21 protein-coding genes are annotated in these 22,255 nt (G+C 59.9%); 5 read left to right on the forward strand and 16 right to left on the reverse strand.

All coding sequences use genetic code 11. From position 1 onward, the window contains the following. Nucleotides 1-71 precede the first annotated feature (71 nt). Genes OC605_RS03910 through OC605_RS03920 form a run of 3 tightly spaced genes read left to right on the forward strand, consistent with a single transcriptional unit; the run spans nucleotide 72 to nucleotide 3,218 of the window. Nucleotides 72-305: a PP0621 family protein gene (locus tag OC605_RS03910; RefSeq protein WP_212617163.1), complete on the forward strand. Its 234-nt coding sequence runs from the start codon at nucleotides 72-74 to the stop codon at nucleotides 303-305. Then, complete coding sequence (locus OC605_RS03915) at nucleotides 295-1,875, forward strand: sensor histidine kinase (RefSeq protein ID WP_262136344.1); 1,581 nt, start codon at nucleotides 295-297, stop codon at nucleotides 1,873-1,875. The genes OC605_RS03910 and OC605_RS03915 overlap by 11 nt, the downstream gene beginning before the upstream one ends. Beyond that, nucleotides 1,872-3,218: a sigma-54-dependent transcriptional regulator gene (locus tag OC605_RS03920; RefSeq protein WP_133339061.1), complete on the forward strand. Its 1,347-nt coding sequence runs from the start codon at nucleotides 1,872-1,874 to the stop codon at nucleotides 3,216-3,218. The genes OC605_RS03915 and OC605_RS03920 overlap by 4 nt, the downstream gene beginning before the upstream one ends. A gap of 92 nt (nucleotides 3,219-3,310) precedes the next feature. Here the strand turns inward: OC605_RS03920 and thiO are convergent, their stop codons facing one another. Genes thiO through OC605_RS03955 form a run of 7 tightly spaced genes read right to left on the reverse strand, consistent with a single transcriptional unit; the run spans nucleotide 3,311 to nucleotide 10,081 of the window. Then, on the reverse strand, nucleotides 3,311-4,411 hold the full coding sequence (gene thiO, locus OC605_RS03925; RefSeq protein WP_262136345.1) for a glycine oxidase ThiO: 1,101 nt from the start codon (nucleotides 4,409-4,411) through the stop codon (nucleotides 3,311-3,313). A gap of 56 nt (nucleotides 4,412-4,467) precedes the next feature. Next, on the reverse strand, nucleotides 4,468-4,869 hold the full coding sequence (locus OC605_RS03930) for a type IV pilin protein (RefSeq protein ID WP_262136346.1): 402 nt from the start codon (nucleotides 4,867-4,869) through the stop codon (nucleotides 4,468-4,470). Between the two features lie 15 nt (nucleotides 4,870-4,884). Beyond that, nucleotides 4,885-7,974, reverse strand: a complete 3,090-nt coding sequence (locus tag OC605_RS03935) for a pilus assembly protein (protein WP_262136347.1) — start codon at nucleotides 7,972-7,974, stop codon at nucleotides 4,885-4,887. Further along, a complete protein-coding gene (locus OC605_RS03940; protein WP_016773134.1) occupies nucleotides 7,961-8,440 on the reverse strand; it encodes a PilX N-terminal domain-containing pilus assembly protein in 480 nt (159 codons plus the stop codon). Before OC605_RS03940 ends, OC605_RS03935 begins: the two co-directional genes overlap by 14 nt. A gap of 11 nt (nucleotides 8,441-8,451) precedes the next feature. Then, nucleotides 8,452-9,165 carry a PilW family protein gene (locus OC605_RS03945; RefSeq protein ID WP_262136348.1) on the reverse strand — a complete coding sequence of 238 codons (714 nt, stop codon included), beginning with the start codon at nucleotides 9,163-9,165 and terminating at the stop codon, nucleotides 8,452-8,454. Continuing rightward, complete coding sequence (gene pilV, locus OC605_RS03950) at nucleotides 9,162-9,611, reverse strand: type IV pilus modification protein PilV (RefSeq protein ID WP_024014356.1); 450 nt, start codon at nucleotides 9,609-9,611, stop codon at nucleotides 9,162-9,164. Before pilV ends, OC605_RS03945 begins: the two co-directional genes overlap by 4 nt. Further along, complete coding sequence (locus OC605_RS03955; RefSeq protein WP_262136349.1) at nucleotides 9,608-10,081, reverse strand: GspH/FimT family pseudopilin; 474 nt, start codon at nucleotides 10,079-10,081, stop codon at nucleotides 9,608-9,610. Before OC605_RS03955 ends, pilV begins: the two co-directional genes overlap by 4 nt. A gap of 130 nt (nucleotides 10,082-10,211) precedes the next feature. Here OC605_RS03955 and OC605_RS03960 point away from each other — a divergent pair, with 130 nt between their 5' ends. After that, nucleotides 10,212-10,781, forward strand: a complete 570-nt coding sequence (locus OC605_RS03960; RefSeq protein WP_262136350.1) for a GspH/FimT family protein — start codon at nucleotides 10,212-10,214, stop codon at nucleotides 10,779-10,781. Here OC605_RS03960 and ispH read toward each other — a convergent pair. The 6 genes from ispH to murJ form a co-directional block, all read right to left on the reverse strand. Next, the gene (gene ispH / locus OC605_RS03965) at nucleotides 10,738-11,682 is read right to left on the reverse strand and encodes a 4-hydroxy-3-methylbut-2-enyl diphosphate reductase (protein WP_130902282.1); all 945 of its coding nucleotides are present in this window, start codon (nucleotides 11,680-11,682) and stop codon (nucleotides 10,738-10,740) included. The two genes, OC605_RS03960 and ispH, sit on opposite strands and share 44 nt — an antisense overlap. Before the next feature lie 204 nt (nucleotides 11,683-11,886). Continuing rightward, nucleotides 11,887-12,339, reverse strand: a complete 453-nt coding sequence (fkpB, locus tag OC605_RS03970; protein WP_016773128.1) for an FKBP-type peptidyl-prolyl cis-trans isomerase — start codon at nucleotides 12,337-12,339, stop codon at nucleotides 11,887-11,889. After that, the gene (gene lspA, locus OC605_RS03975; RefSeq protein WP_024014359.1) at nucleotides 12,332-12,844 is read right to left on the reverse strand and encodes a signal peptidase II; all 513 of its coding nucleotides are present in this window, start codon (nucleotides 12,842-12,844) and stop codon (nucleotides 12,332-12,334) included. The genes fkpB and lspA overlap by 8 nt, the downstream gene beginning before the upstream one ends. Continuing rightward, on the reverse strand, nucleotides 12,837-15,668 hold the full coding sequence (ileS, locus tag OC605_RS03980; protein ID WP_262136351.1) for an isoleucine--tRNA ligase: 2,832 nt from the start codon (nucleotides 15,666-15,668) through the stop codon (nucleotides 12,837-12,839). Before ileS ends, lspA begins: the two co-directional genes overlap by 8 nt. A 13-nt stretch (nucleotides 15,669-15,681) precedes the next feature. Then, entirely contained in the window at nucleotides 15,682-16,620 is a 939-nt protein-coding gene (ribF, locus tag OC605_RS03985; RefSeq protein WP_262136352.1) for a bifunctional riboflavin kinase/FAD synthetase, read from the reverse strand. A gap of 129 nt (nucleotides 16,621-16,749) precedes the next feature. Continuing rightward, a complete protein-coding gene (murJ, locus tag OC605_RS03990) occupies nucleotides 16,750-18,288 on the reverse strand; it encodes a murein biosynthesis integral membrane protein MurJ (protein ID WP_130902281.1) in 1,539 nt (512 codons plus the stop codon). Between the two features lie 252 nt (nucleotides 18,289-18,540). Here murJ and rpsT point away from each other — a divergent pair, with 252 nt between their 5' ends. Beyond that, the gene (gene rpsT / locus OC605_RS03995) at nucleotides 18,541-18,813 is read left to right on the forward strand and encodes a 30S ribosomal protein S20 (protein WP_003228351.1); all 273 of its coding nucleotides are present in this window, start codon (nucleotides 18,541-18,543) and stop codon (nucleotides 18,811-18,813) included. Nucleotides 18,814-18,940: 127 nt separating this feature from the next. On the opposite strand, the gene OC605_RS04000 is transcribed toward rpsT, so the two are convergent. From OC605_RS04000 to proB, 3 genes are all read right to left on the reverse strand, one after another. Next, the gene (locus tag OC605_RS04000) at nucleotides 18,941-20,365 is read right to left on the reverse strand and encodes an IS1182 family transposase (RefSeq protein ID WP_177434347.1); all 1,425 of its coding nucleotides are present in this window, start codon (nucleotides 20,363-20,365) and stop codon (nucleotides 18,941-18,943) included. A 238-nt stretch (nucleotides 20,366-20,603) separates the two neighbouring features. Then, nucleotides 20,604-21,071: a CreA family protein gene (locus OC605_RS04005; RefSeq protein WP_262136353.1), complete on the reverse strand. Its 468-nt coding sequence runs from the start codon at nucleotides 21,069-21,071 to the stop codon at nucleotides 20,604-20,606. 10 nt (nucleotides 21,072-21,081) lie between these two features. After that, the gene (gene proB, locus OC605_RS04010; RefSeq protein ID WP_039761700.1) at nucleotides 21,082-22,200 is read right to left on the reverse strand and encodes a glutamate 5-kinase; all 1,119 of its coding nucleotides are present in this window, start codon (nucleotides 22,198-22,200) and stop codon (nucleotides 21,082-21,084) included. Nucleotides 22,201-22,255 lie beyond the last annotated feature (55 nt).

Genomic DNA, 22,255 nt, shown 5'->3' on the forward strand with positions numbered 1-22,255 from the left:
GCTTTAATAGGCTGTGCGCTGATCGGGTCCTTGGCTAAACTGCCGGATCATCAGTCGAAAAGCCGCTCATCATGCTTCGTTTATTGTTCTGGATTGTCCTGATCTTCGCCGCCATCTGGCTCTGGCGCAAATTCAAGGCCCCCGCCTCGTCCACCCGATCGCCGCGCGAACAGGACGCGCCGCCGATGGTGCGCTGCGCCCACTGCGGTGTGCACCTGCCCCGCGACCGCGCGCTGGGCAACCAGCAACTGTGGTATTGCAGCCAGGCTCATCTCGAGCAAGGCCCGGGCGCCAGTGGTCGCTGAGACCGACCAAAAACAGGCTCAGCGTCTGCTGCGCCTTTATCACCTGTACCGGTTAAGTGTCGGCATCACCCTGGTGCTGCTGATCTCCAGCAACATGGACAACAGCCTGCTGACGTCGGCCAACGACGATCTGCTGCGCGGCGGCAGCTGGCTGTACCTGATCATCAACATGCTGCTGGTGGTGTTTCTCGAAAACACCCGGCGCCCGGCGCAGTTGTTCTCCCTGGCGCTTGTCGATGTGCTGCTGTTGTGCGGCCTGTTCTACGCGGCCGGCGGCGTGGCCAGTGCGCTGGGCAATTTGCTGGTGGTCTCGGTGGCGATCAGCAACACCCTGCTGCGCCGACGCATCGGCCTGCTGATTGCCGCCATTGCGGCGATCGGTATTGTCGGCCTGAGCTTCCTACTGGGTCTCAGCCAGCCCCTCAGCGCCAACGCTTACCTGCAAGCCGGCACCCTCGGCGCGCTGTGCTTCGCCGCCTCATTGCTGGTGCAAGGGTTGATTCGTCGCCTCGAAGTCAGCGAGACCCTGGCCGAACAGCGCGCAAGCGAGGTGGTCAGCCTGGAGGCGCTGAACGCGTTGATCCTGCAACGCATGCGCACGGGGATTCTGGTGCTCGATGAGCAACGCCGGGTGCAACTGGCCAATCACAGCGCGCAGAGTCTGCTCGCCCATAGTCACCTGCAAGGTCATTTGATCGACGAATATTCGCCAGCACTGGTCGAGCGTCTGCAACTGTGGCGCAACAACCCGACCTTGCGCCCGCAGAGCCTGAAAATCCCCGGCAATGGCCTTGAGCTGCAACCCAGCTTCATCGCCCTTGAGCAGAGTCCGAACCAGCAGACGCTGGTGTTTCTCGAAGACCTGGCGCAAATCACCCAACAGGCGCAGCAACTCAAGCTCGCTGCGCTCGGGCGTTTGACCGCCGGCATCTCCCATGAAATTCGCAATCCACTGGGCGCGATCAGTCATGCCGCGCAGCTGTTGGCCGAGTCCGAGGAACTCGATAGCGCAGATCGACGTCTGACGCAGATTATTCAAGACCACTCCCAGCGCATGAACCGAGTCATCGAAAACGTCCTGCAACTGTCCCGCCGCCAGCAAAGCGCGCCGCAACGGCTGGACCTCAAGCCGTGGCTGGAAGACTTCGTCGGCGAAACCCGCGAGCAGGCCAACGAGCGCCAGCACATTCATCTGCGAATCAATTCCGGCGATTTCACCACGCTGATGGATCCCAACCAGCTGCGGCAGATTCTCGACAATCTGATCCGCAACGCCTGGCGTCACAGTGCGCAACTGCACGAGCAGGCCGACGTCTGGCTGGCACTGTTTGTCGACCCCGAAAGCCAATTGGCAGTGCTCGAAGTGCAGGACAACGGCCCCGGCGTGTCGGCCGATGAACAGGCGCATCTGTTTGAGCCGTTCTTCACTACCAGCAGCCAAGGCACCGGCCTTGGCCTTTATCTGTCCCGTGAGCTGTGCGAAAGCAATCAGGCACGCCTAGACTTCAAATCACGCCAAGGCGGCGGCTGCTTTCGCATCACTTTTGCTCACGGACGGAAACAAAGTTGAATACAAGCCCACGGCAAAAAATTCTAATCGTCGACGACGAACCGGATATCCGCGAGCTCCTGGAAATCACCCTGGGACGGATGAAACTCGAGACCTTCAGCGCACGCAATCTGGGCGAAGCTCAGGCGCTGTTGCAGCGCGAGCACTTTGACCTGTGCCTGACCGACATGCGCCTGCCCGACGGCACCGGGCTGGAGCTGGTGCAACACATTCAGCAACGCGATCCACACCTGCCGGTAGCGATGATCACGGCGTACGGAAGCCTGGAAACTGCGATCAATGCGCTGAAGGCCGGGGCGTTCGACTTCCTCACCAAACCGGTGGAACTGCCGCGCTTGCGCGAACTGGTCAGCTCGGCGCTACGCCTGCCGACAGCGGGCGGCTTGAGCACGGCAATCGAGCGACGCTTGCTGGGCGACTCGCCGCCGATGGCCAATCTGCGCAGGCAGATCGACAAGCTCGCACGCAGTCAGGCGCCGGTGTACATCAGTGGTGAATCCGGCAGCGGCAAAGAACTGGTCGCGCGTCTGATCCACGAACAAGGTCCGCGCGCCAGCCAACCCTTTGTGCCGGTGAACTGCGGGGCAATTCCATCGGAACTGATGGAAAGCGAATTTTTCGGCCACCGCAAAGGCAGTTTCACTGGAGCCGTCGAAGACAAGCCGGGGCTGTTTCAAGCGGCCCATGGCGGCACTCTGTTTCTCGATGAAGTCGCCGATTTGCCACTGTCGATGCAAGTGAAACTGCTGCGGGCGATTCAGGAAAAAGCCGTGCGCAGCGTCGGCGGCCAGCAGGAAACGGTGGTGGATGTGCGCATCCTTTGCGCCACGCACAAAGACCTTGAAGCCGAAGTTTCAGCCGAACGCTTCCGCCAGGATCTGTATTACCGGCTCAACGTCATCGAACTGCGTGTGCCGTCCCTGCGCGAACGCCGTGACGACATCGAGGCGCTTGCCATGCACGTGCTCAAGCGCCTGGCCAAAGACACCGGACAACCCGAAGCGCGCCTGCACCCGCAAGCGCTGGAGGCGCTAAAGAACTATCGCTTCCCCGGCAATGTGCGCGAACTGGAGAACGTTCTCGAACGCGCGCACACCCTGTGTGAAAACCGCACGATCGAAGCGCAGGATCTGCGCTTGAGCGAAGGCAATTGCACGGCGGACGGGGCGATGGCCGATCTGACGCAGATCGACAATCTTGAGGATTATCTGGAGAGCGTCGAGAGGAAGCTGATTTTGCAGGCGCTTGAGGAAACCCGCTGGAACCGCACGGCGGCGGCGCAGCGGTTGAGTCTGTCGTTTCGGTCGATGCGCTATCGGCTGAAGAAATTGGGCCTGGATTAAAAGCCCCTTCGCGAGCAGGCTCGCTCCCACATTTGGAATGAGTATTCCTGTGGGAGCGAGCCTGCTCGCGAAGGCGGTCTACCCGCCTCTGACTAAATCCGGCCCTCAGGCGCATACGGCGCCGGATCAATAATCGGCGCCCGCCCCAACATCACATCGGCAAACAACTGACACGATGCCGGCGCCAGCACCAGCCCGTTGCGGTAATGCCCGCAGTTCAGCCACAGCCCTTCGCATCCCGGCACCCGGCCAATAAAGGGAACCCCTTCCGGCGACCCCGGCCGCAGTCCGGCCCAGTGCCCGACCACTTCGGCATCCGCCAGCGCCGGCAACAATTCGATCGCCGAGGCCTTGAGGCTTTGCAGCGCTACATCGGTCGGGGTCTTGTCGTAACCTTCGTGCTCCAGCGTGCTGCCGATCAAAATGTGACCGTCGCGACGCGGGATCGCATAACGCCCCTTGGCCAGCACCATGCTTGGCAGGAAATCAGCCGCGCACTTGTAGAGAATCATCTGGCCTTTGACCGGTTCGACCGGCAGCGTCAGGTTCAGCGTCTTGAGCAGATCACCGCTCCACGCCCCCGCCGTCAGCACAATCTGGTCGCCATTGATCAACCCCGTCGAAGTCTGCACGCCGACCACGCGCTCGCCCTCGCGGACGAAGCCACTGACTTCGCATTGCTCATGAATCGTCACGTTCGGCAGCGCCAGCAGCGCGGCTTTCAGCGATTTGACCAGCCGTGGATTGCGCACGTTGGCGACATCGGCCATGTAGATCGCCCGGCTGAAACCGCTGCCGAGCACCGGCACCGCGTCATGTGCCGCCGAGATATCCACAGCCCGCAGCGGCCGATTTTCCCGCTCGGCCCAGGCCAGGGCTGCGGTTTCATCGTCCAGATCCAGCCAATACAGGCCAGTGGTGTGCACCTCAGGATCAACCCCCGTGTCAGCAAACAAGCGCTGGCCGAGCTGTGGATAAAAGTCCTGCGACCAATGCGCCAGCGCGGTGACTGCCGGACTGTAGCGCCACGGGTATAACGGCGAGACGATGCCGCCGCCAGCCCAGGACGATTCCTGGCCGACATTCGAGCGATCCAGCAGCACCACGCTGCGCACTTCGGAGGCGAGATTGTAGGCGGTGAGCAGGCCAATCACCCCGCCGCCGACAATCACCACTTGCTGTTGCCTGGTCATGTTTGATCCAACCGTAAAAAGACAGTGGGCGCAAAAGGCGCCCGAAAAAGAATGCGTCAGCGGCCCCAGCAATCCTTGGCAGTCACTCCGGTGGTCGCGTTGTTCATGCTTCGCACGCCAGTGTTGGTCAGGGTGAAATCCCCGCATTTGTCGGTCGCCATGGCCGAGCCGGTTTTACGCACCGCAGTCAGCACAAAGGTCTGGTCGGTCAGCGTCGGGGTGATGGTGTAGAAATCATTGCCCGTGCTCAGTCCGGTGACGCCGGTGTAGACATTGTTGCGGGTGTAGAAACGCTCGAGGGTCTGCGCCTGCTCCGAGAGCAGCGAAACCACTTCGGCGCGACGGCCCTTCTTCACGTATTCGTTGTAGCTGGGAATGCTGATGGTGAGGATGATCCCGACAATCGCGATGACGATCATGATCTCGATCAGGGTAAAACCTCGGCTGGATCTGCGCATGCCTCAAATTCTCGCTTACTGGATTTGTCGCCACATGATACGACGGCTGCCACCGCCACCCTTCTCTACAATGGTGGTGATGACGCCACTGGTGTCGGTCACGACCTTTCCCGTACCACCGGCGGAAATGACGTTAAGGGTCGGAATGCCACCGGTAAATACCACGCCACTTGATATCGTGTCAGTGCCATCGACCAAACGGTCGCCGGTGGTGTCGATCACGGCATAGTTGAGCATCTTACCGTTGAACGCATCGAGTTCGACCAGTCGGCCCGTACCAAAGCTCGAACACGGGTCGGTGGTATCGACGCTGGCAGTGGTGAAAACAACTCGCCCCAACACAAGACTGGCCTGATTGATCACGCGTTCACCGGTCAGCACGTTGTTATACACCAGCGGCAGATACCAGCCTTTCTCTGCCGGATACGTCGTTTCATTCTGGCTGGTGGTCAGGAACTGCCCGGAACTGCCGGAGAACGAACCGGTTATCGCCTGTGCCTGCAAACTGCTGACGGTGATTTGGCCGGCCCCACCCTCTGCATCCCAGATCGAATAGAACGCCTGCAGATCCTTGTTGGTCTTGTCGGCGGTTTCGTTGAACTTGCCGGTGCCAAAGAACACCTGCTTGCCGCCCTGCGGGTTGTCCGCCAGCAGCGGTTGCGCGGTGATCGGCTGCGTTGCCCCGCCCGGGGCGGTGAACAATGGCTTGCCGGCAAACGCCACGCCCCAGCTTTCTGCCCCGGGTGCGCTCAAGTCGAATTTCCACATACGCCCCTTCAGGTCACCAGCGTAGGCAGCCTGCACCACGTTCGAGGAATTGACCCTGAGTTTTACCGAAGACAGACCGTTAGTGGTTTCCGTGCTGTCGATGACGATTTTCCTGATCAGCGAACCATCCATTGCATCCAGTACATACAAAGCCGCAACCCCCGAATTGCTGCCGTAACCATTGGCGATGAATGTTGCCCAGCGACCATTGGCCAAGCGTGCCACTTCCGGACGCGCGTAGGCGTAACCCAGATCATTGAAAGCATTCGACGCATTTGCCGTAGCCGGCGCACTGACTTCCCACAGTGCCTTGATCACGTTGCCTGCCGAGGCATCGAACAGTTGCAGTCCGTAAAAGGTTTTACCACCGGCCCCCGTTCCGCCAATGGCCAGCGTTCTCCAGGTGGTGCCGGCCTGCGCATCGAACACGCCGAGCTGACCGTCCACGAGAAACTTGTGGCTGACGCCGTTGACGTAATTGGTATCCGCAATCAGCCGCAACGAAGGCAGCACGCTGGAAGGCATGTAGGCATAACGGCGGGTGCCGTTCGCCGAATTGATCACGTTGACGAAACCGTCGTTGGCGTTCACCACCAGACTGGCATTCATGTTCGCAGCCTTGGTGGTCAGGTAGTTGGTGTAACTGCTGTCACCCGTCAGATCGGATGCGGACTTGTCTGATGGCGACGCGAGCACCAGCGGCGAATTGATGATGTCGCCCAGCAGCGCAGTGCGCACTTTGAGCCCGGTCCTGTTGGTCCCTTTGCTCCACTCCACCAGTTCAGTGCCGCTGATACCGGTGGGCAGGCCCTGATTCAGCGTGTTCTGCTGGGCTGGGGAAAAGCTGCCGAATGCCAGAGCAATGGGCGTATTGCTCAAGGTGTTCCATGACTGGAAAGTCGGCGCTGTAGCAGAGGGCACGATGGTGGTGTCGGTCGACCATTGCGCCGCCGAGGTATTTACCGTGCCGGTCGAGGTAAAGCCGAACGACCTGATCGTGCCGCGCCAATCCTTGGGATCGTAGGTTGTCTGGTAAAAACTGCTGCCACTGGTCAACGTACTGCTGCTGGCAACACCGGCACCACCGGAGCCGGCCTTGGAAGTGATATCGCTGAGTGCCGACGATAACGCCGCATTGAGCCCGGAGCTGTCGGTCGCCTGGTAATACCTGCCCTGCCCGTAACTGGCAGCGTCGGACAACATGTCGTTATCCGCCGCGAAACCCACGGTGTAGGTGTTCATGTTCTGCCGGGGAAAATCCACCGCGTTCCAGCTCTTGCCGGCGGCGTCGGTGCCGGTCGAGCGCATGTCGATGTCGAAGGCGAATTTGGCGATGTCATCCAGATACAGCGTGTCACCTTCGCCGTCACCGTTGAGGTTGTCGCCATCGTTATTCACGCCATCCCAGTTCGGTAAGCGACTGCCTCCCAGCGGATCGTTGGTCGGGAAGGTACGGTCATAGGTCGGCAAGCCATCGGTAATCACCACGCCGTAGTTTTTCTGGCAGCGGTATTGAATCGGACTGGTATAGGTCGCCGGTGTGCCGTTGTAGTAAGGCGCCAAGCCACGCATGTAGCGCGTGAGTTCGTAATAGCTCTCGGCCAATGGCGTGTTGGCCACGGCGTTCAAGCCGTTGATCGATGAGATCAGCGCGTTGTAGTTGGTGTCTGCCTGGGCCTGGGTGACGCTGCCCGCGACGGGTGACAAATCGGTGATCGAGCGGGCGATGAAACCGCCGTTGCCCGGGTTGCTGCTGGTCGCCGGATTGAATGTCGACAGGCCCATGCGCAAGCTGCGGTTGCTGCTCACCAGTGCAGTGGAAACGTTGCGCGCGACGTTCATCCGGTAATCGTTGGGGATCGCCCCCGTGGTGAAGTCGCGGGTGCCGTTGCTGTTGGCGAGGCCGACTATGTAGGAAATGTAATCGGCGGAATACCGAGTGTTCTCGTTGCCTACAGGATCGGGCAATTTCAGGCACAACGGCGCCACACTGTTGTTGTAAAACGCATAGGCGCCTCCCGAGCAACCGGAGGTTGGCAGGCTCGATAAAAATACCGTGTCGCCGGTTATCTGCGGCGCATTGAGCGCGGAGCACAAGCCGAGGAAGGCATTGCACTGCCGGGCGGGTGTGCGGTTGACGTTCGGGTCGAATCCGGCGGCGTAGATGATGCTGTTCATACTGCCGGAGTCGTCGATTAGCAGCATCACGTTTGGCGCTACCGCAGCCGCGCTCAGCAATGGCGAATCGGAAGGCGCGAAAGCCCAGGCCGGTGCCGCCAGGTAACAACTCAGCAGCATGCCGATCAGCAGCGACACGCCGCGCTCAATACTTCGCATAGACACTCTCCACCACGCTACGCGAATTGCCGGCGATGCCGACCGCAGTCACTCGATATAAGGTTGCCGAGGTGTTACTGGGCACGTTCACCGCCGTCAGGGTCGTGCCGATGTTCTGCACGCCATAAAAGCCATTACCGGCAGCGATCCACGTCACCCCGGAGGTCGAATTGAAACCTGCCGAGCTGACCGATGACGATTCCGCCGGCGGCAGACATTGGCTCGTGCCGCTGCACACCGCCAACGAGTAACTGTCCAGTTGCACTGCGCTCTCGCCGACACGCAATGCCGCTTCGGCCGCCTGAAATGATTGATTGCGCAGGCTTACGCTGCCGGCCATTTTCTCTTGCAGGTTGGCGCTCTGCATCGAGGACAAACCGATCAATGTCAGCAACAGCAGAAACACCAGACTCACCAACAAGACCATGCCGCGCTGGGCCTGACGTTGCTGCAAGGAAATCCTCATCGCCGCCCCCCTCATGGCAAGCGATTGCGCAATGCCGCAACCACGTTGAAGGTTTGATTGCGCACCCGATTGTTCGGGTCGGTGAGGGTCAGGCTCAGGCGCACACTGCGGATGCGCGCGGGATCGCCGGGGTTGCTGCTGTAGGTTGAGGCTGCGACGTCTGTCGCCGAGCTGGCCAGGCCGAAGGTGACGTTGAAGGCGCTGACATTGTTCACCAGCACTTGCTGCGCCGGATTGCCGCTGCCAGTGCCCATAAGGATCTGATTATTGCTGAAGCTGTAGATCAGGCGCCGGATCGGAAACGCGATCTGCCCCGTGGTCGGGTTGCGCAATCCGCTGTAGGCGACCGCGCTGTTGCGACAGTCGGAAATCACCGTCCAGGTCGGCGTTCCCCCGCCGCTGCCGACATCGGCGGTGACCATGGTCAGCTTGAGACTGGCGTTGTCCCAGTTGATCGGGGTAAGTTGCGCGGCGTTGAAATCCCCTGCTGAGCTGGAGTCGACGATGGTGCCGAGACAACCGAACATGCCGACCATGCGGATTTCCTGAATCATTTTGCTGAGGACGAAGCGCGCATCCTCCTGCATCGCTGCGGCGCTGTTCTGGCTGACGTAGGTGTTTTTTGCGGCGATGAAAATCTGCACCACACCGAGTACAACGATCAAACCCAAAGCCAGAGCAATCAGCAACTCGATCAGGCCGAAACCACGGTTGGAACGCGTCATGGTGTGGCCACCGGATCGACCGCCGCCCGGCTGGTCAGGACGAAACTGCGCTGGGCACTGGCAGAGTTGGCCGCGCGCGCATCGCTCCAGGTAATGGTGATGGTGTAGACCCGCTGGTTGAGGGTGATACTGCCCGTCGCGGTCGGGCCGCCGAAGTTGGCGATATTGGTGGTGAAGTCGTAGAGGTCCTGGTCCCGCGCATTACTGAGGTTGCCCGAGGTCGGTGGCGTAACGGTGTAGTTGGCGCCGGAATTGGCGCGGATGCGATCCATCATGTCATAGGCGATGAAGCTGGCCTGACTGGTCATCCGCGAACTGTCGGTGTACTTCAGCGCATTGAGCTGCACCGCCGCTGCGCCCAACAGCCCGACGGTGAGAATCAGCAGCGCGACCAGCACTTCGATCAGCGTCATGCCCTCCTGTGCGTTTTTGCTCCCTGCCCTCATCCGCAATTTCCACCCAGTTGAATGCGTCCGTTCAAACACACGTTCAGCGTCCTGCTTTGCGTGCCCAGCGTGTAACCGATGACTACCGCCGTCGACGGTGCCGCCAGACCACCAAGATTGTTGAAATCCAGTGCGGTCACTCCTGAGGGTAGCGTCAGAGTCGCGCCGCTGCTCAGCGCTGGAACAACCCGCAACACATTGGCCGGATTGCCAGTACTGTCGTAGACCGCCAGCTCACCGGTCCACACACTGCCGCCGGCGGTCGGACGCAGACGCGTGGTCACGCCACGATTGATCGCTTCGAGCCGGGCGAAATTGATCGCGCGCTGCAAGTCACCGACTTCAGTATCTGCCTTGCTGCTCTGGATCGTACGGGTAAAGGCCGGCACCGCCAGCGTGATAAGCACCAGGAACACCGCGATGGCGACCAGCAACTCGACCAGCGTGAAACCTTTTGTACGAAGATCCATCGGTGCCCTCCGTTGCCGTCGGCTATACCTGCTTTTACACGCTAGAACATTCGCTCGGCACGCGCCGACTGATTTGCCCTGCGCGGCGCACGGAACGCGCCGCTCACACCATTCCACGGAGGGATTTTTCATGCCGCAACACGGTTTCAGCCTGATTGAACTGCTTAGGGGACTGGCGATTGGCGCAATTGTTCTGCTGCTGGTCAGCCCGGCGTTCGCCGCGCTCAAGCAAGCGACTCAGCGCGACCACGCAGCGCAGTCGCTGCTCGAAGGCATCCGCCACGCTCGCACACTGGCGATCACGCACAATCAGAGCGTGGTGATCCATGGTATCGACGGTGACTGGAGTCAGGGTTGGCGGATCATTCTGGATCGAAGCGGCAAGGGGCCGGAGGACAGCAGCAATCCGCTGCTGGTTGAACACGCCAGTGAGGCGAAGGTGCCGATTGTCGGCAACTGGTGGGTGAGCCGCTATGTGCGCTTCAGTCATCTGGGGCAGCCGCTGATGCCGGGGCGGCGATTTCAGGCGGGGACGATACACATCTGCTCGCCGCGCGAACCGGTCAGCCAGCGGCAGATCGTGCTGGCGGCGACCGGTCGCGTGCGCCTGGGCAGTCAGGAGACCGAACAGGCGCTGTGCGACAAACGCAGAAGCTTCAGATCGAACGGACGCGCAGCTCTTTCGGCATCGAGAACGTGATGTTCTCCTCACGGCCAGCCAGCTCGTCGGCACCTGTCGCGCCCCAGGCCTGCAATTGCTGAATCACGCCCCGGACCAGCACTTCCGGTGCGGAGGCGCCAGCGGTAATACCAATGCGCTCGACGCCGTCGAACCAGCTCTGTTGCAGATCCTCGGCACCGTCGATCAAGTACGCCGGAGTCGCCATGCGCTCAGCCAGTTCACGCAGACGGTTGGAGTTCGAACTGTTCGGGCTGCCGACCACCAGCACCACGTCGCATTCGTCGGCCAGTTGCTTGACGGCGTCCTGGCGGTTTTGTGTGGCGTAGCAGATGTCGTCCTTGCGCGGGCCACCGATGGCCGGGAAGCGCGTGCGCAGGGCGTCGATCACACGGCTGGTATCGTCCATCGACAAGGTTGTCTGGGTGACGAAAGCGAGTCTTTCCGAATCGCGCACCTGCAGTGCGGCCACGTCCTTTTCGTCTTCAACGAGGTAGATCGCGCCGCCATTGCTGGCGTCGTACTGACCCATGGTTCCTTCGACTTCCGGGTGACCGGCGTGGCCGATCAGGATGCATTCACGACCGTCGCGGCTGTATTTGGCGACTTCGATGTGCACCTTCGTCACCAGCGGGCAGGTTGCATCGAAGACTTTCAGGCCACGACCTGCAGCTTCATTGCGCACGGCTTGGGAAACACCGTGGGCGCTGAAGATGACGATCACGTCATCGGGCACCTGATCGAGCTCTTCGACGAAAATCGCGCCACGGCTGCGCAGGTCTTCGACGACGAACTTGTTGTGCACCACTTCGTGACGCACATAGATCGGTGGCCCGAAAACTTCCAGGGCGCGGTTGACGATTTCGATCGCCCGGTCCACACCGGCGCAGAAGCCACGGGGGTTGGCGAGTTTGATTTGCATGCTGTGCCTCGTGTCTTGCGCGCGAAAACAATGGAAAACAGACTGTGGAGACCTGCTTGTTGTGGCGAGGGAATTCATCCCGCTCGGCTGCTTAGCAGTCGTGGACCGTCAACGGACTTGTCTCAGAATCCGTTGACTGGTCTGGGGGCGCTTCGCACCCCAGCGGGATAGATCCCCTCGCCACAGAAGCTCACTCCTGCATTTTTAGATCGCTTTGACGGAAATGATTTCCACGTCAAAGGTCAGCGTCTTGCCCGCCAGCGGGTGGTTGAAGTCGACGGTCACTTGCGTGTCGTCGAATTCCTTCACCACACCTGGCAATTCAGTATTGGCCGCATCGTTGAAGATCACCAGCAGACCCGGCGACAACTCCATGTCGGTGAACTGCGAACGCGGGATGGTCTGCACGTTCTGCGGGTTCGGCTGACCAAAAGCGTTTTCCGGCTCGACGGTCAGGGTGCGCTTGTCGCCGGCCTTGAAGCCGAACAGTGCGGCTTCGAAGCCCGGCAGCAGGTTGCCATCGCCGACCTTGAACGTCGCCGGGGCCTTGTCGAAGGTACTGTCGACGGTGTCACCGTTTTCCAGGCGCAAAGCAAAGTGCAGCGTAACTTCGGTGTTCTGGCCGATGCGTTGCTCAGTCGATAGCGGTTCAGTCATGAGCAGCCTCTTCGGTTTTCTTCGATTTGAACATGTCCAGTGCCAGCATGATCGCGCCAACGGTGATCGCGCTGTCGGCAATGTTGAACGCCGGGAAATACCAGCGGTTCTGCCAGTGCACCAGAATGAAGTCGATCACATGGCCCAGGGCAATGCGGTCATACAGGTTGCCCAGCGCGCCACCCAGCACCAACGCCAGGGCGACGGCCAGCCAGGTGTCGTTGCGACCCAGACGCTTGAGCCAGACCACCAGCACGGCACTGACCACAATCGCGATCAGGGCAAACAGCCAGCGCTGCCAGCCGGAGCTGTCGGCGAGGAAGCTGAAAGCAGCGCCAGTGTTGTAGGCCAGGGTCCAGCTGAACAGATCGGGAATGATCACGATCTGCTGGAACATTTCGAGCTTGGCTTCGAAGTAGAACTTGCTGGCCTGGTCAATGACCAGAACCAGCAAGCTCAACCACAGCCAGCTCAGCCGTCCGAAACGGCCAATGGCATCAGGCATAGTGACGAACCTCGCCAGCACCGCTGATGTTGTCGACGCAACGCCCGCAGATTTCCGGATGCTCCGGGTTCACGCCGACGTCTTCGCGGCAATGCCAGCAACGCGCGCATTTCGGGAACGCCGATTTGACGATCTTCAGTTTCAGACCGCTGACTTCGGTGGCCACTGCATCGGCCGGAGCCTGAACGAACGGTGCAACGCTGGCAGTCGAGGTGATCAGGACAAAGCGCAGCTCGTTGCTCAGCTTGGCCAGATCGGCGCTCAGCGCCTCTTCGGCAAACAGCGTCACTTCGGCCTGCAGGTTGCCACCGACGGCTTTCGCCGCACGCTGGATTTCCATCTCTTTGTTGACCGCGACCTTCACTTCCATGATGCGATCCCAGTAGGCGCGACCCAGCTCGAAGCCTTCCGGCAGCTCGGTCAGGCCTTCGTACCAGGTGTTGAGCATGACCGACTCGTTACGCTCGCCCGGCAGGTATTGCCACAGTTCGTCAGCAGTGAAGGCGAGGATCGGCGCGATCCAGCGCACCAGCGCTTCGGAGATGTGGAACAGCGCGGTCTGGCACGAGCGCCGGGCCTTGCTGTCGGCGCCGGTGGTGTACTGGCGGTCCTTGATGATGTCGAGGTAGAAACCACCCAGCTCCTGCACGCAGAAGTTGTGGATCTTCGAGTAGACGTTCCAGAAACGGTATTCGCCGTAGTGCTCTTGCAACTCGCGTTGCAGCAGCAGCGTACGATCCACGGCCCAGCGATCCAGCGCCAGCATGTCTTCGGCCGGCAGCAGGTCGGTGGCCGGGTTGAAACCGGTCAGGTTGGAAAGCAGGAAGCGCGCGGTGTTACGGATACGACGATAGGCATCGGCGCTGCGCTGCAGAATCTGCTCGGACACCGCCATTTCGCCGGAGTAGTCGGTCGAAGCGACCCACAGACGCATGATATCGGCGCCCAGGGTGTCGTTGACCTTCTGCGGCGCGATCACGTTGCCCAGCGATTTGGACATCTTGCGGCCGGACTCGTCGACGGTGAAGCCGTGCGTCAGCAGTTCGCGGTACGGCGCGTGGTTGTCGATGGCGCAACCGGTCAGCAACGAGGAGTGGAACCAGCCACGGTGCTGGTCGGAACCTTCCAGGTACAGGTCGGCACGCGGGCCGCTCTCGTGGCCCATCGGGTGCGAACCGCGCAGAACGTGCCAGTGCGTGGTGCCCGAGTCGAACCAGACGTCGAGGGTGTCGCTGATCTTGTCGTACTGCGGCGCTTCATCACCGAGCAGTTCGGCAGCGTCGAGTTTGAACCAGGCTTCGATACCTTCGACTTCAACGCGTCTGGCGACTTCCTCCATCAGCTCGACGGTACGCGGGTGCAGCTCGCCGCTTTCCTTGTTGAGGAAGAACGGGATCGGCACGCCCCAGTTGCGCTGACGCGAGATGCACCAGTCCGGACGATTGGCGATCATCGAGTGCAGGCGCGCCTGGCCCCAGGCCGGAACGAACTTGGTGTCTTCGATGGCTTTGAGCGAGCGCACGCGCAGGGTGTCGCCGCTGGTTGGCTCCTTGTCCATGCCGATGAACCACTGCGCGGTGGCGCGGTAGATCAGCGGGGTCTTGTGGCGCCAGCAGTGCATGTAGCTGTGTTCGATGACGGTGGTGTGCATCAGCGCACCGACTTCGGTCAGTTTTTCCACGATGGCCGGGTTGGCCTTCCAGATGAACTGGCCACCGAAGAATTCCAGCGACGGCACGTACACGCCGTTGCTCTGTACCGGGTTGAGGATGTCGTCGTTGACCATGCCGTATTTCTTGCAGGTCACGAAGTCGTCCACGCCATAGGCCGGGGCGGAGTGAACCACGCCGGTGCCAGCGCCCAGTTCGACGTAGTCAGCCAGGTACACCGGCGACAGACGATCGTAGAACGGGTGACGGAAGTTGATCAGCTCCAGCTCTTTACCGGTGGTGGTGGCGATGACCGAACCTTGCACGCCATAGCGCGCCAGGCAGGCTTCGACCAGCTCTTCAGCCAGCACCAGCAGCTTGTCGCCGATATCGACCAAGGCGTAGTTGAATTCCGGGTGCACGTTCAACGCCTGGTTGGCCGGGATGGTCCACGGCGTGGTGGTCCAGATCACGATCGCAGCAGGTTTGCTTAGCGACGCCAGACCGAACGAAGCAGCCAGTTTGGCCTCGTCAGCGATCGGGAACGCGACGTCGATGGTCGAGGACTTCTTGTTCTCGTACTCGACTTCCGCTTCAGCCAGAGCCGAACCGCAATCGAAGCACCAGTTCACCGGCTTGAGGCCCTTGAAGACAAAGCCACCCTTGACGATTTCGGCGAGGGCGCGGATTTCACCGGCCTCGTTCTTGAAGTCCATGGTCTTGTACGGGTTGGCGAAGTCGCCCAGCACGCCGAGACGGATGAACTCGGACTTCTGCCCTTCGATCTGCTCGGTGGCGTAGGCACGGCACAGCTCGCGGGTTTTATCCGCGCCGAGGTTCTTGCCGTGGGTCACTTCAACCTTGTGCTCGATCGGCAGGCCGTGGCAATCCCAGCCCGGGACGTACGGCGCGTCGAAACCCGACAGGGTTTTCGAGCGGATGATCATGTCCTTGAGAATCTTGTTCAGTGCGTGACCGATGTGGATCGTGCCGTTGGCGTACGGAGGGCCGTCGTGCAGGACGAACTTCGGACGATCCTTGCCAATCTCGCGCAACTTTCCGTACAGGCCAATACTGTCCCAGCGCTGCAGGATCTGCGGTTCGCGCTGTGGCAGGCCGGCCTTCATTGGGAAGGCGGTGTCCGGAAGGTTTAGCGTGGCTTTATAGTCGGTCATTTAAGGCTCTTCATTAGCGATGGGCGCTAGGTGCGGCTAGTGCACGGGCGGTGGCGACATCCGCATTGATCGCCGTTTTCAATGCCTCCAGAGAGGCGAAGCGCTGCTCTTCACGCAGCTTTTGGTGGAAAACCACCCTCAAACGCCGGTCATACAGATCGCCGGCAAAATCTAACAGATGGACCTCGAGGTGGGCTTTGCCATCCCCTTGCACCGTGGGGCGCACGCCGATATTGGCGACGCCGGGCCAGGTCTTGCCGTCGATGTCGACATTCACCAGATACACCCCGGTAAACGGCACGCGACGACGCTTGAGTTGAATGTTGGCAGTGGGCGTGCCCAGTTGCCGGGCCAGTTTCTGACCATGCAGCACGCGACCGGCGATGCGGTACGGACGGCCGAGCAAGCGTTCGGCCAAGGCAAAATCGGCCGCAGCCAAGGCGTTGCGCACCTGCGTGCTGCTGACGCGAATGCCGTCCAGCTCGACGGTTTGCGCCGCTTCGACGGTGAAACCGTGAACCTGCCCGGCCTGCATCAGAAAATCGAAATCACCGAGGCGGTCGCAACCGAAACGGAAATCGTCACCGACCTCCAGATGCTGCACGCCAAGGCCATCGACCAGAATGGTATCGACGAACTCACTGGCGCTGAGCTTGCTCAGCCGCTGGTTGAACGCCAGGCACAGCACCCGGTCGACGCCTTCAGCGGCCAGCAATTGCAGCTTGTCGCGCAACCGCGCCAGACGTGCCGGTGCGGTGTCGGGAGCAAAGAACTCCCGTGGCTGCGGCTCGAAAATCACCACGCAGCTGGGTACGCCCAACTCGAGCGCACGCTCACGCAGCCGGGCCAGGATAGCCTGGTGACCACGGTGAACACCGTCAAAGTTGCCAATAGTGGCGACGCAGCCCCGATGCTGGGGGCGCAAGTTGTGGAGGCCTCGAACCAGCTGCATAACGCGCTTCTTGCTCATAAAGTGGTCGATTATAACCACACCCGACGGCCGACGACAGGCAACACCGTAACGCAAAGTGAACGAGCCGACAAAACCGCCGGCCCGTGCCTGTTTATAAAGACTGAAACCTCAGCTCAAGGCTTTGCGATTGAAGTCGCGCAGGCGGAAACCCAGCAGCAGCAACATACCGAAATACGCCACCACGCCAGCAACCACCAGCGCGCCCAGCCGCAGGAAGCGCTCGAGCATATGCCCCTCATCCCACGCGGGCATGAAATGCATGCAGGCCAGCAACACCGCCGACATCACGGTCACTGCAACGACCAGCTTGAAACCGAATTTGCCCCAGCCCGGTTGCGGTTGATACATCTTTTGCTTGCGCAGCTGATAGAACAGCAGCCCGGCATTCAGGCAAGCACCGGCACTGATCGCCAAGGCAAGGCCGGCATGGGCCAGTGGGCCGATCAACGCCAAGTTGAACAACTGGGTACAGACCAGCGTGAAAATCGCGATTTTCACCGGGGTGCGAATGTTTTGTTGCGCATAAAAGCCCGGCGCCAGCACTTTGATCACGATAATCCCGAGCAGGCCGACAGAATAGGCAATCAGCGCACGCTGGGTCATCTCGGCATCAAAGCCACTGAACTGGCCGTATTGAAACAATGAAACCGTCAGCGGCTCGGCAAGAATCCCCAGTGCCAGCGCGCACGGCAGCACCAGCACAAAGCACAGGCGCAGCCCCCAATCGAGGATTCGCGAATACTCGTGGCGATCCTTGCTGGCGTAGGTCTTGGCCAGCGTTGGCAGCAGAATCGTCCCGAGAGCCACACCCAGCACACCCGACGGCAATTCCATCAAACGGTCGGCGTAATACATCCACGACACCGAACCTGCGACCAGAAACGAGGCGAAGATGGTGTTGATGATCAATGAAATCTGGCTGACCGACACGCCGAGAATCGCCGGCAGCATCTGCTTCATCACCCGCCACACGCCGCTGTCGCGCAGGTTCAGGCGTGGCAGCACGAGCATGCCGATCTTTTTCAGGTGCGGCAGCTGATACAGCAACTGCGCCAGACCGCCGACCAGCACCGCCCAGCCAAGGGCCATGACCGGTGGATCGAAGTACGGCGTGAGGAACAGCGAAAACACGATCATGCTGACGTTGAGCAGAGTCGGCACGAAGGCCGGCACCGAGAAGCGGTTCCAGGTATTCAGGATCGCGCCGGCCAGCGACGACAGCGAGATCAGCAATATATAAGGAAAGGTTACCCGCAACAGATCGGAGGTGAGCTGGAATTTCTCCGGGGTATCGGTAAAACCGGGCGCTGTGGCCCAGATCACCCAGGGCGCGGCGATCATGCCCAGCGCCGTCACCACCGCCAACACCAGCGTCAACAGGCCGGATACATAGGCAATAAAGGTACGCGTCGCCTCTTCGCCCTGCTGGCTTTTGTATTCGGCCAGAATCGGCACGAACGCCTGGGAGAAAGCCCCTTCGGCAAAGATCCGCCGCAGCAGGTTGGGCAGTTTGAACGCAATAAAGAAGGCATCCGTGGCCATCCCGGCGCCGAATGTCCGCGCGATCAGCGTGTCACGAACAAAACCCAGAATCCGGGAAAGCATCGTGATAGAGCTGACGGCGGCCAACGATTTGAGCAGATTCATTGAGAGAGTTTGTGCCTGTCGATAAACAGCAGGCGAACAATGCGCCTACTTGTGCGATACTCCGCGCCGCAACAGCACAGAGCCAAAGCTCGCGAGTTTACAGGTCAAGCGCCGGAAATAAATATCCCGCCTCTTTATACCTACCACTTAGCGGAACGATTCAAGTGCCCTTGACAAGACAAGTCTTCATCGGCATGATTCGCGGCCTATTTTGTTTGCTATTTCCTAAAAAGTCTTTCGAGGAGCTCGACGGTGGCCAACTCACCTTCCGCCAAAAAACGTGCAAAACAGGCTGAGAAGCGTCGCAGCCACAACGCCAGCCTGCGTTCCATGGTTCGTACCTACATCAAGAATGTAGTTAAGGCCATCGACGCAAAAGACGCTGAAAAAGCTCAAGCTGCATACGTTCTGGCTGTGCCAGTTATCGACCGTATGGCCGATAAAGGCATCATCCACAAGAACAAGGCTGCTCGTCATAAGAGCCGTCTGAATGGCCACGTCAAAGCGCTGAAAGAAGCCGCTTAATCGACGTAGTCATTAAAAAACCGACCTCAGCAGACTGTGTGAAAACGCACTGATGGTGGTTCCAGCAAACGCCCCGACTTGTTCGGGGCGTTTGCTTTTGTGCTCACAGCAAACGAAAAAAGGCGTTTCAGCCCATCAGCGCCATCATCTGGCGCACGCCCAACACGTTAATTGCTCTTTTCAGGTTGTAGGCGTTCACCGCCAAGGCCATTTCAGCTCTCGCGCCTTCAAGCTGTCGCAGCAAGAAGCGAGCGTTACCAAATAACCACTGTTTAAGGTTGCCGAAGGGATGTTCGACGATGGATCGTCGACTGACCATCATTTCGGGATGTGCCTGCATTCGCTGCTCCATTCGCTCGAAAGCCTGTTCGTGCAGATGGCGCGAGATGTATCGGCGTTTGGCGTCGGTGCACTTCGCTTTAATCGGGCAGCTTGCGCAGTCGCTGACCTTCGCTTGGTAGATCCGGCCTTTGTTGCTGATCTGCTTAAAGATCAGCCATTTTCCGGCAGGGCATTGATATCGATCTTGCGACGCATCGTAGGCAAATGCTGTTCGATCGAAAAATATCTGCTCCTTGCCGCAGGAGTTGAGTGATCGCGCCACAGGCACATAAGCCGTGATGTTCTCATCCTCACATGCCTGGAACTGCTTGCCATTGGAGTAGCCCGCATCCGCGGTGACCGTCAGTTCATCTTGTGAAAGTTGTTCCTTGGCGGCCTTGGCCATCGGTTCAAGTTGCTTGCGATCATCGCTGTCCTGAGTCACTTCATGATGCACGATCATGCAGTTTTCAGCGTCCACGGCTGTCTGCACGTTGTACCCGACCCGAGGCCCTTTGTGCGTTCGCAGCATTCGCGCATCGCTTTCGTGGGTATTGAATTGCTCAAGCTCCATGGATTTCATCAGCGCCTGGCACGTCAAGTTATTGGAATGCCTGACTTCAAGTTGCGCCAAAGTCGCCTTGATTGCATTGCGGTCAATCTTCTCGCCGGCTTCGGTTTTATCTGCCTCGTCCAGCTCTGCCAAATAGTGGGCGATGCGCTTCTCCAGCTTCTGCTCTTGATGTTGGAGCCGCTTCAAATTCATATGACGCCGTGAAGAGGCGACCGCCTGAAATTTGCTGCCATCAATGGCCACCAACTCGCCGGTTATCAGCCCCGCTGAGCGGCAAAACTGCACGAAGGCCCGGCACGTCGCGATGAAAGCGGCTTTGTTGTCTTTACGGAAATCGGCGATGGTCTTGAAATCAGGCTTGAGTCGATTGATCAGCCACATCACTTCGACGTTGCGCTGGCACTCGGCTTCGAGCCGTCGTGATGAGCGAATCCGCTGGAAATAGCCGTAGAGGTAGAGTTTGAGCTGATCCGCTGGATCGTAAGAGGGACGGCCGGTGCTTTTGGGAAGTGCTTTATCAAAGCCCAGTCGAGCCAGATCCAGCTTGGCGACGTAAAGATCGATAACGCGAACGAGGTGATCCTCGGGGATCAACTCTTCCAGCGAGACCGGAAACAGGCTGGTCTGGCTGCGGGATTGTCCCTGGATGTAGGCCATAACGAAAAATGCTCCGTATCTTTCGATACGGAGCATTTTCTTTGAGCGCTGCGCAGATTGCTAGGTTTTCACACAGTCTGTCAGGGTCGGTTTTTTATTGCCTGTGATTTAACAAGCTACAGGCAAAAAAATGTGGGAGCGAGCCTGCTCGCGAATGCGATCTGCCAGTTGATATTTCTATCGACCGACATGACCTCTTCGCGAGCAGGCTCGCTCCCACAGTTCGGATTGGTGGCGCTTATTGCTGGACCGGTACCCACGGCAGGATCGGGATGGCCGTGACCGCATTCTGCGGACTGCCCTCGATCAAGCGATCGCTGTAGACCAGGTACACCAGCGTGTTGCGCTTCTTGTCGAGGAAACGCACCACCTGCATGGTCTTGAACACCAGCGAAGTGCGCTCCTTGAACACCTCATCGCCATCCTTCAGCTCACCCTTGAACTTGATCGGCCCGACCTGGCGGCAAGCGATCGACGCTTCTGCGCGATCCTCGGCCAGACCGAGACCACCCTTCACTCCACCAGTCTTGGCGCGCGACAGGTAGCAGGTCACGCCCTCGACTTTCGGATCGTCGAAGGCCTCGACCACGATCCGGTCATTCGGCCCGACGAACTTGAACACCGTCGAGACCTGACCGATCTCCTCGGCCGAGACCAGCAATGGCATGGCCATCAGCAGACCCAATAATCCTTTCGCTATACGCATCGAATTTTCCTTAGACCAGAATCAGGTTGTCACGGTGAACCAGTTCCGGCTCTGCCATGTAACCGAGCAAACCGACAATCGCATCCGACGACTGACCGATGATTTTTTGCGCTTCCAGGGCGCTGTAATTGGCCAGACCCCGAGCGATCTCCCGACCATCCGGCGCTACGCAGACGACCATCTCACCACGACGGAAACTGCCTTGAACCAGTTTCACCCCCACCGGCAGCAGACTTTTGTTGCCCTTGGACAACGCCGACACCGCCCCCTCATCCAGCACCAGGGTGCCACGGGTTTGCAGATGCCCGGCCAGCCACTGCTTGCGCGCCGCGAGCATGCCGCGCTCCGGCGATAGCAGCGTGCCGATGCGCTCGCCCGCCTTGAGACGATCAAGCACGCGCTCAAGGCGCCCGCCGACGATGATGGTGTGCGCACCGGAACGCGCTGCCAGGCGCGCTGCACGCAGTTTGGTCTGCATGCCGCCGCGCCCCAGCGCACCGCCGGTACCGCCCGCAACCGCATCCAGCGTCGGATCATCGGCGCGTGCTTCATAAATCAGCTGCGCATCGGGATTGTTGCGCGGATCGGCGTCGAACATGCCGTCGCGATCAGTGAGGATCACCAGCAGATCGGCCTCGACCAGATTGGCCACCAGCGCCGCCAGCGTGTCGTTGTCGCCGAAACGGATTTCATCGGTGACCACGGTGTCGTTTTCGTTGATCACCGGAATGACTTTCAGCTCGACCAGTGCACGCAAGGTGCTGCGGGCGTTGAGGTAGCGCTTGCGGTCGGACAGGTCGTCGTGGGTCAGGAGAATCTGCGCAGTGTGCCGGCCATGCTCGGCGAAGCTCGACTCCCACGCCTGCACCAGCCCCATCTGACCGATTGCAGCGGCCGCCTGAAGCTCGTGCATGGCACTGGGTCGTGCGGTCCAGCCCAAGCGACTCATGCCGGCCGCCACCGCCCCGGAGGACACCAGCACCAGCTCGACGCCCGCCTCATGCAGCGCCACCATCTGCTCGACCCAGACACTCATTGCCGCGCGATCCAGCCCTTTGCCGTCAGCTGTCAGCAAAGCGCTGCCGATCTTCACGACCCAACGCTGCGCACCTGTCACCTTGCTCCGCATCATCTTCAACCTCAGCTTGAGGGCAGCGCGACCTGGCACTGCCCGTGACGTTAAT

Source organism: Pseudomonas sp. Marseille-Q5117 (assembly GCF_946901175.1).
Lineage (GTDB): Bacteria > Pseudomonadota > Gammaproteobacteria > Pseudomonadales > Pseudomonadaceae > Aquipseudomonas > Aquipseudomonas iranensis.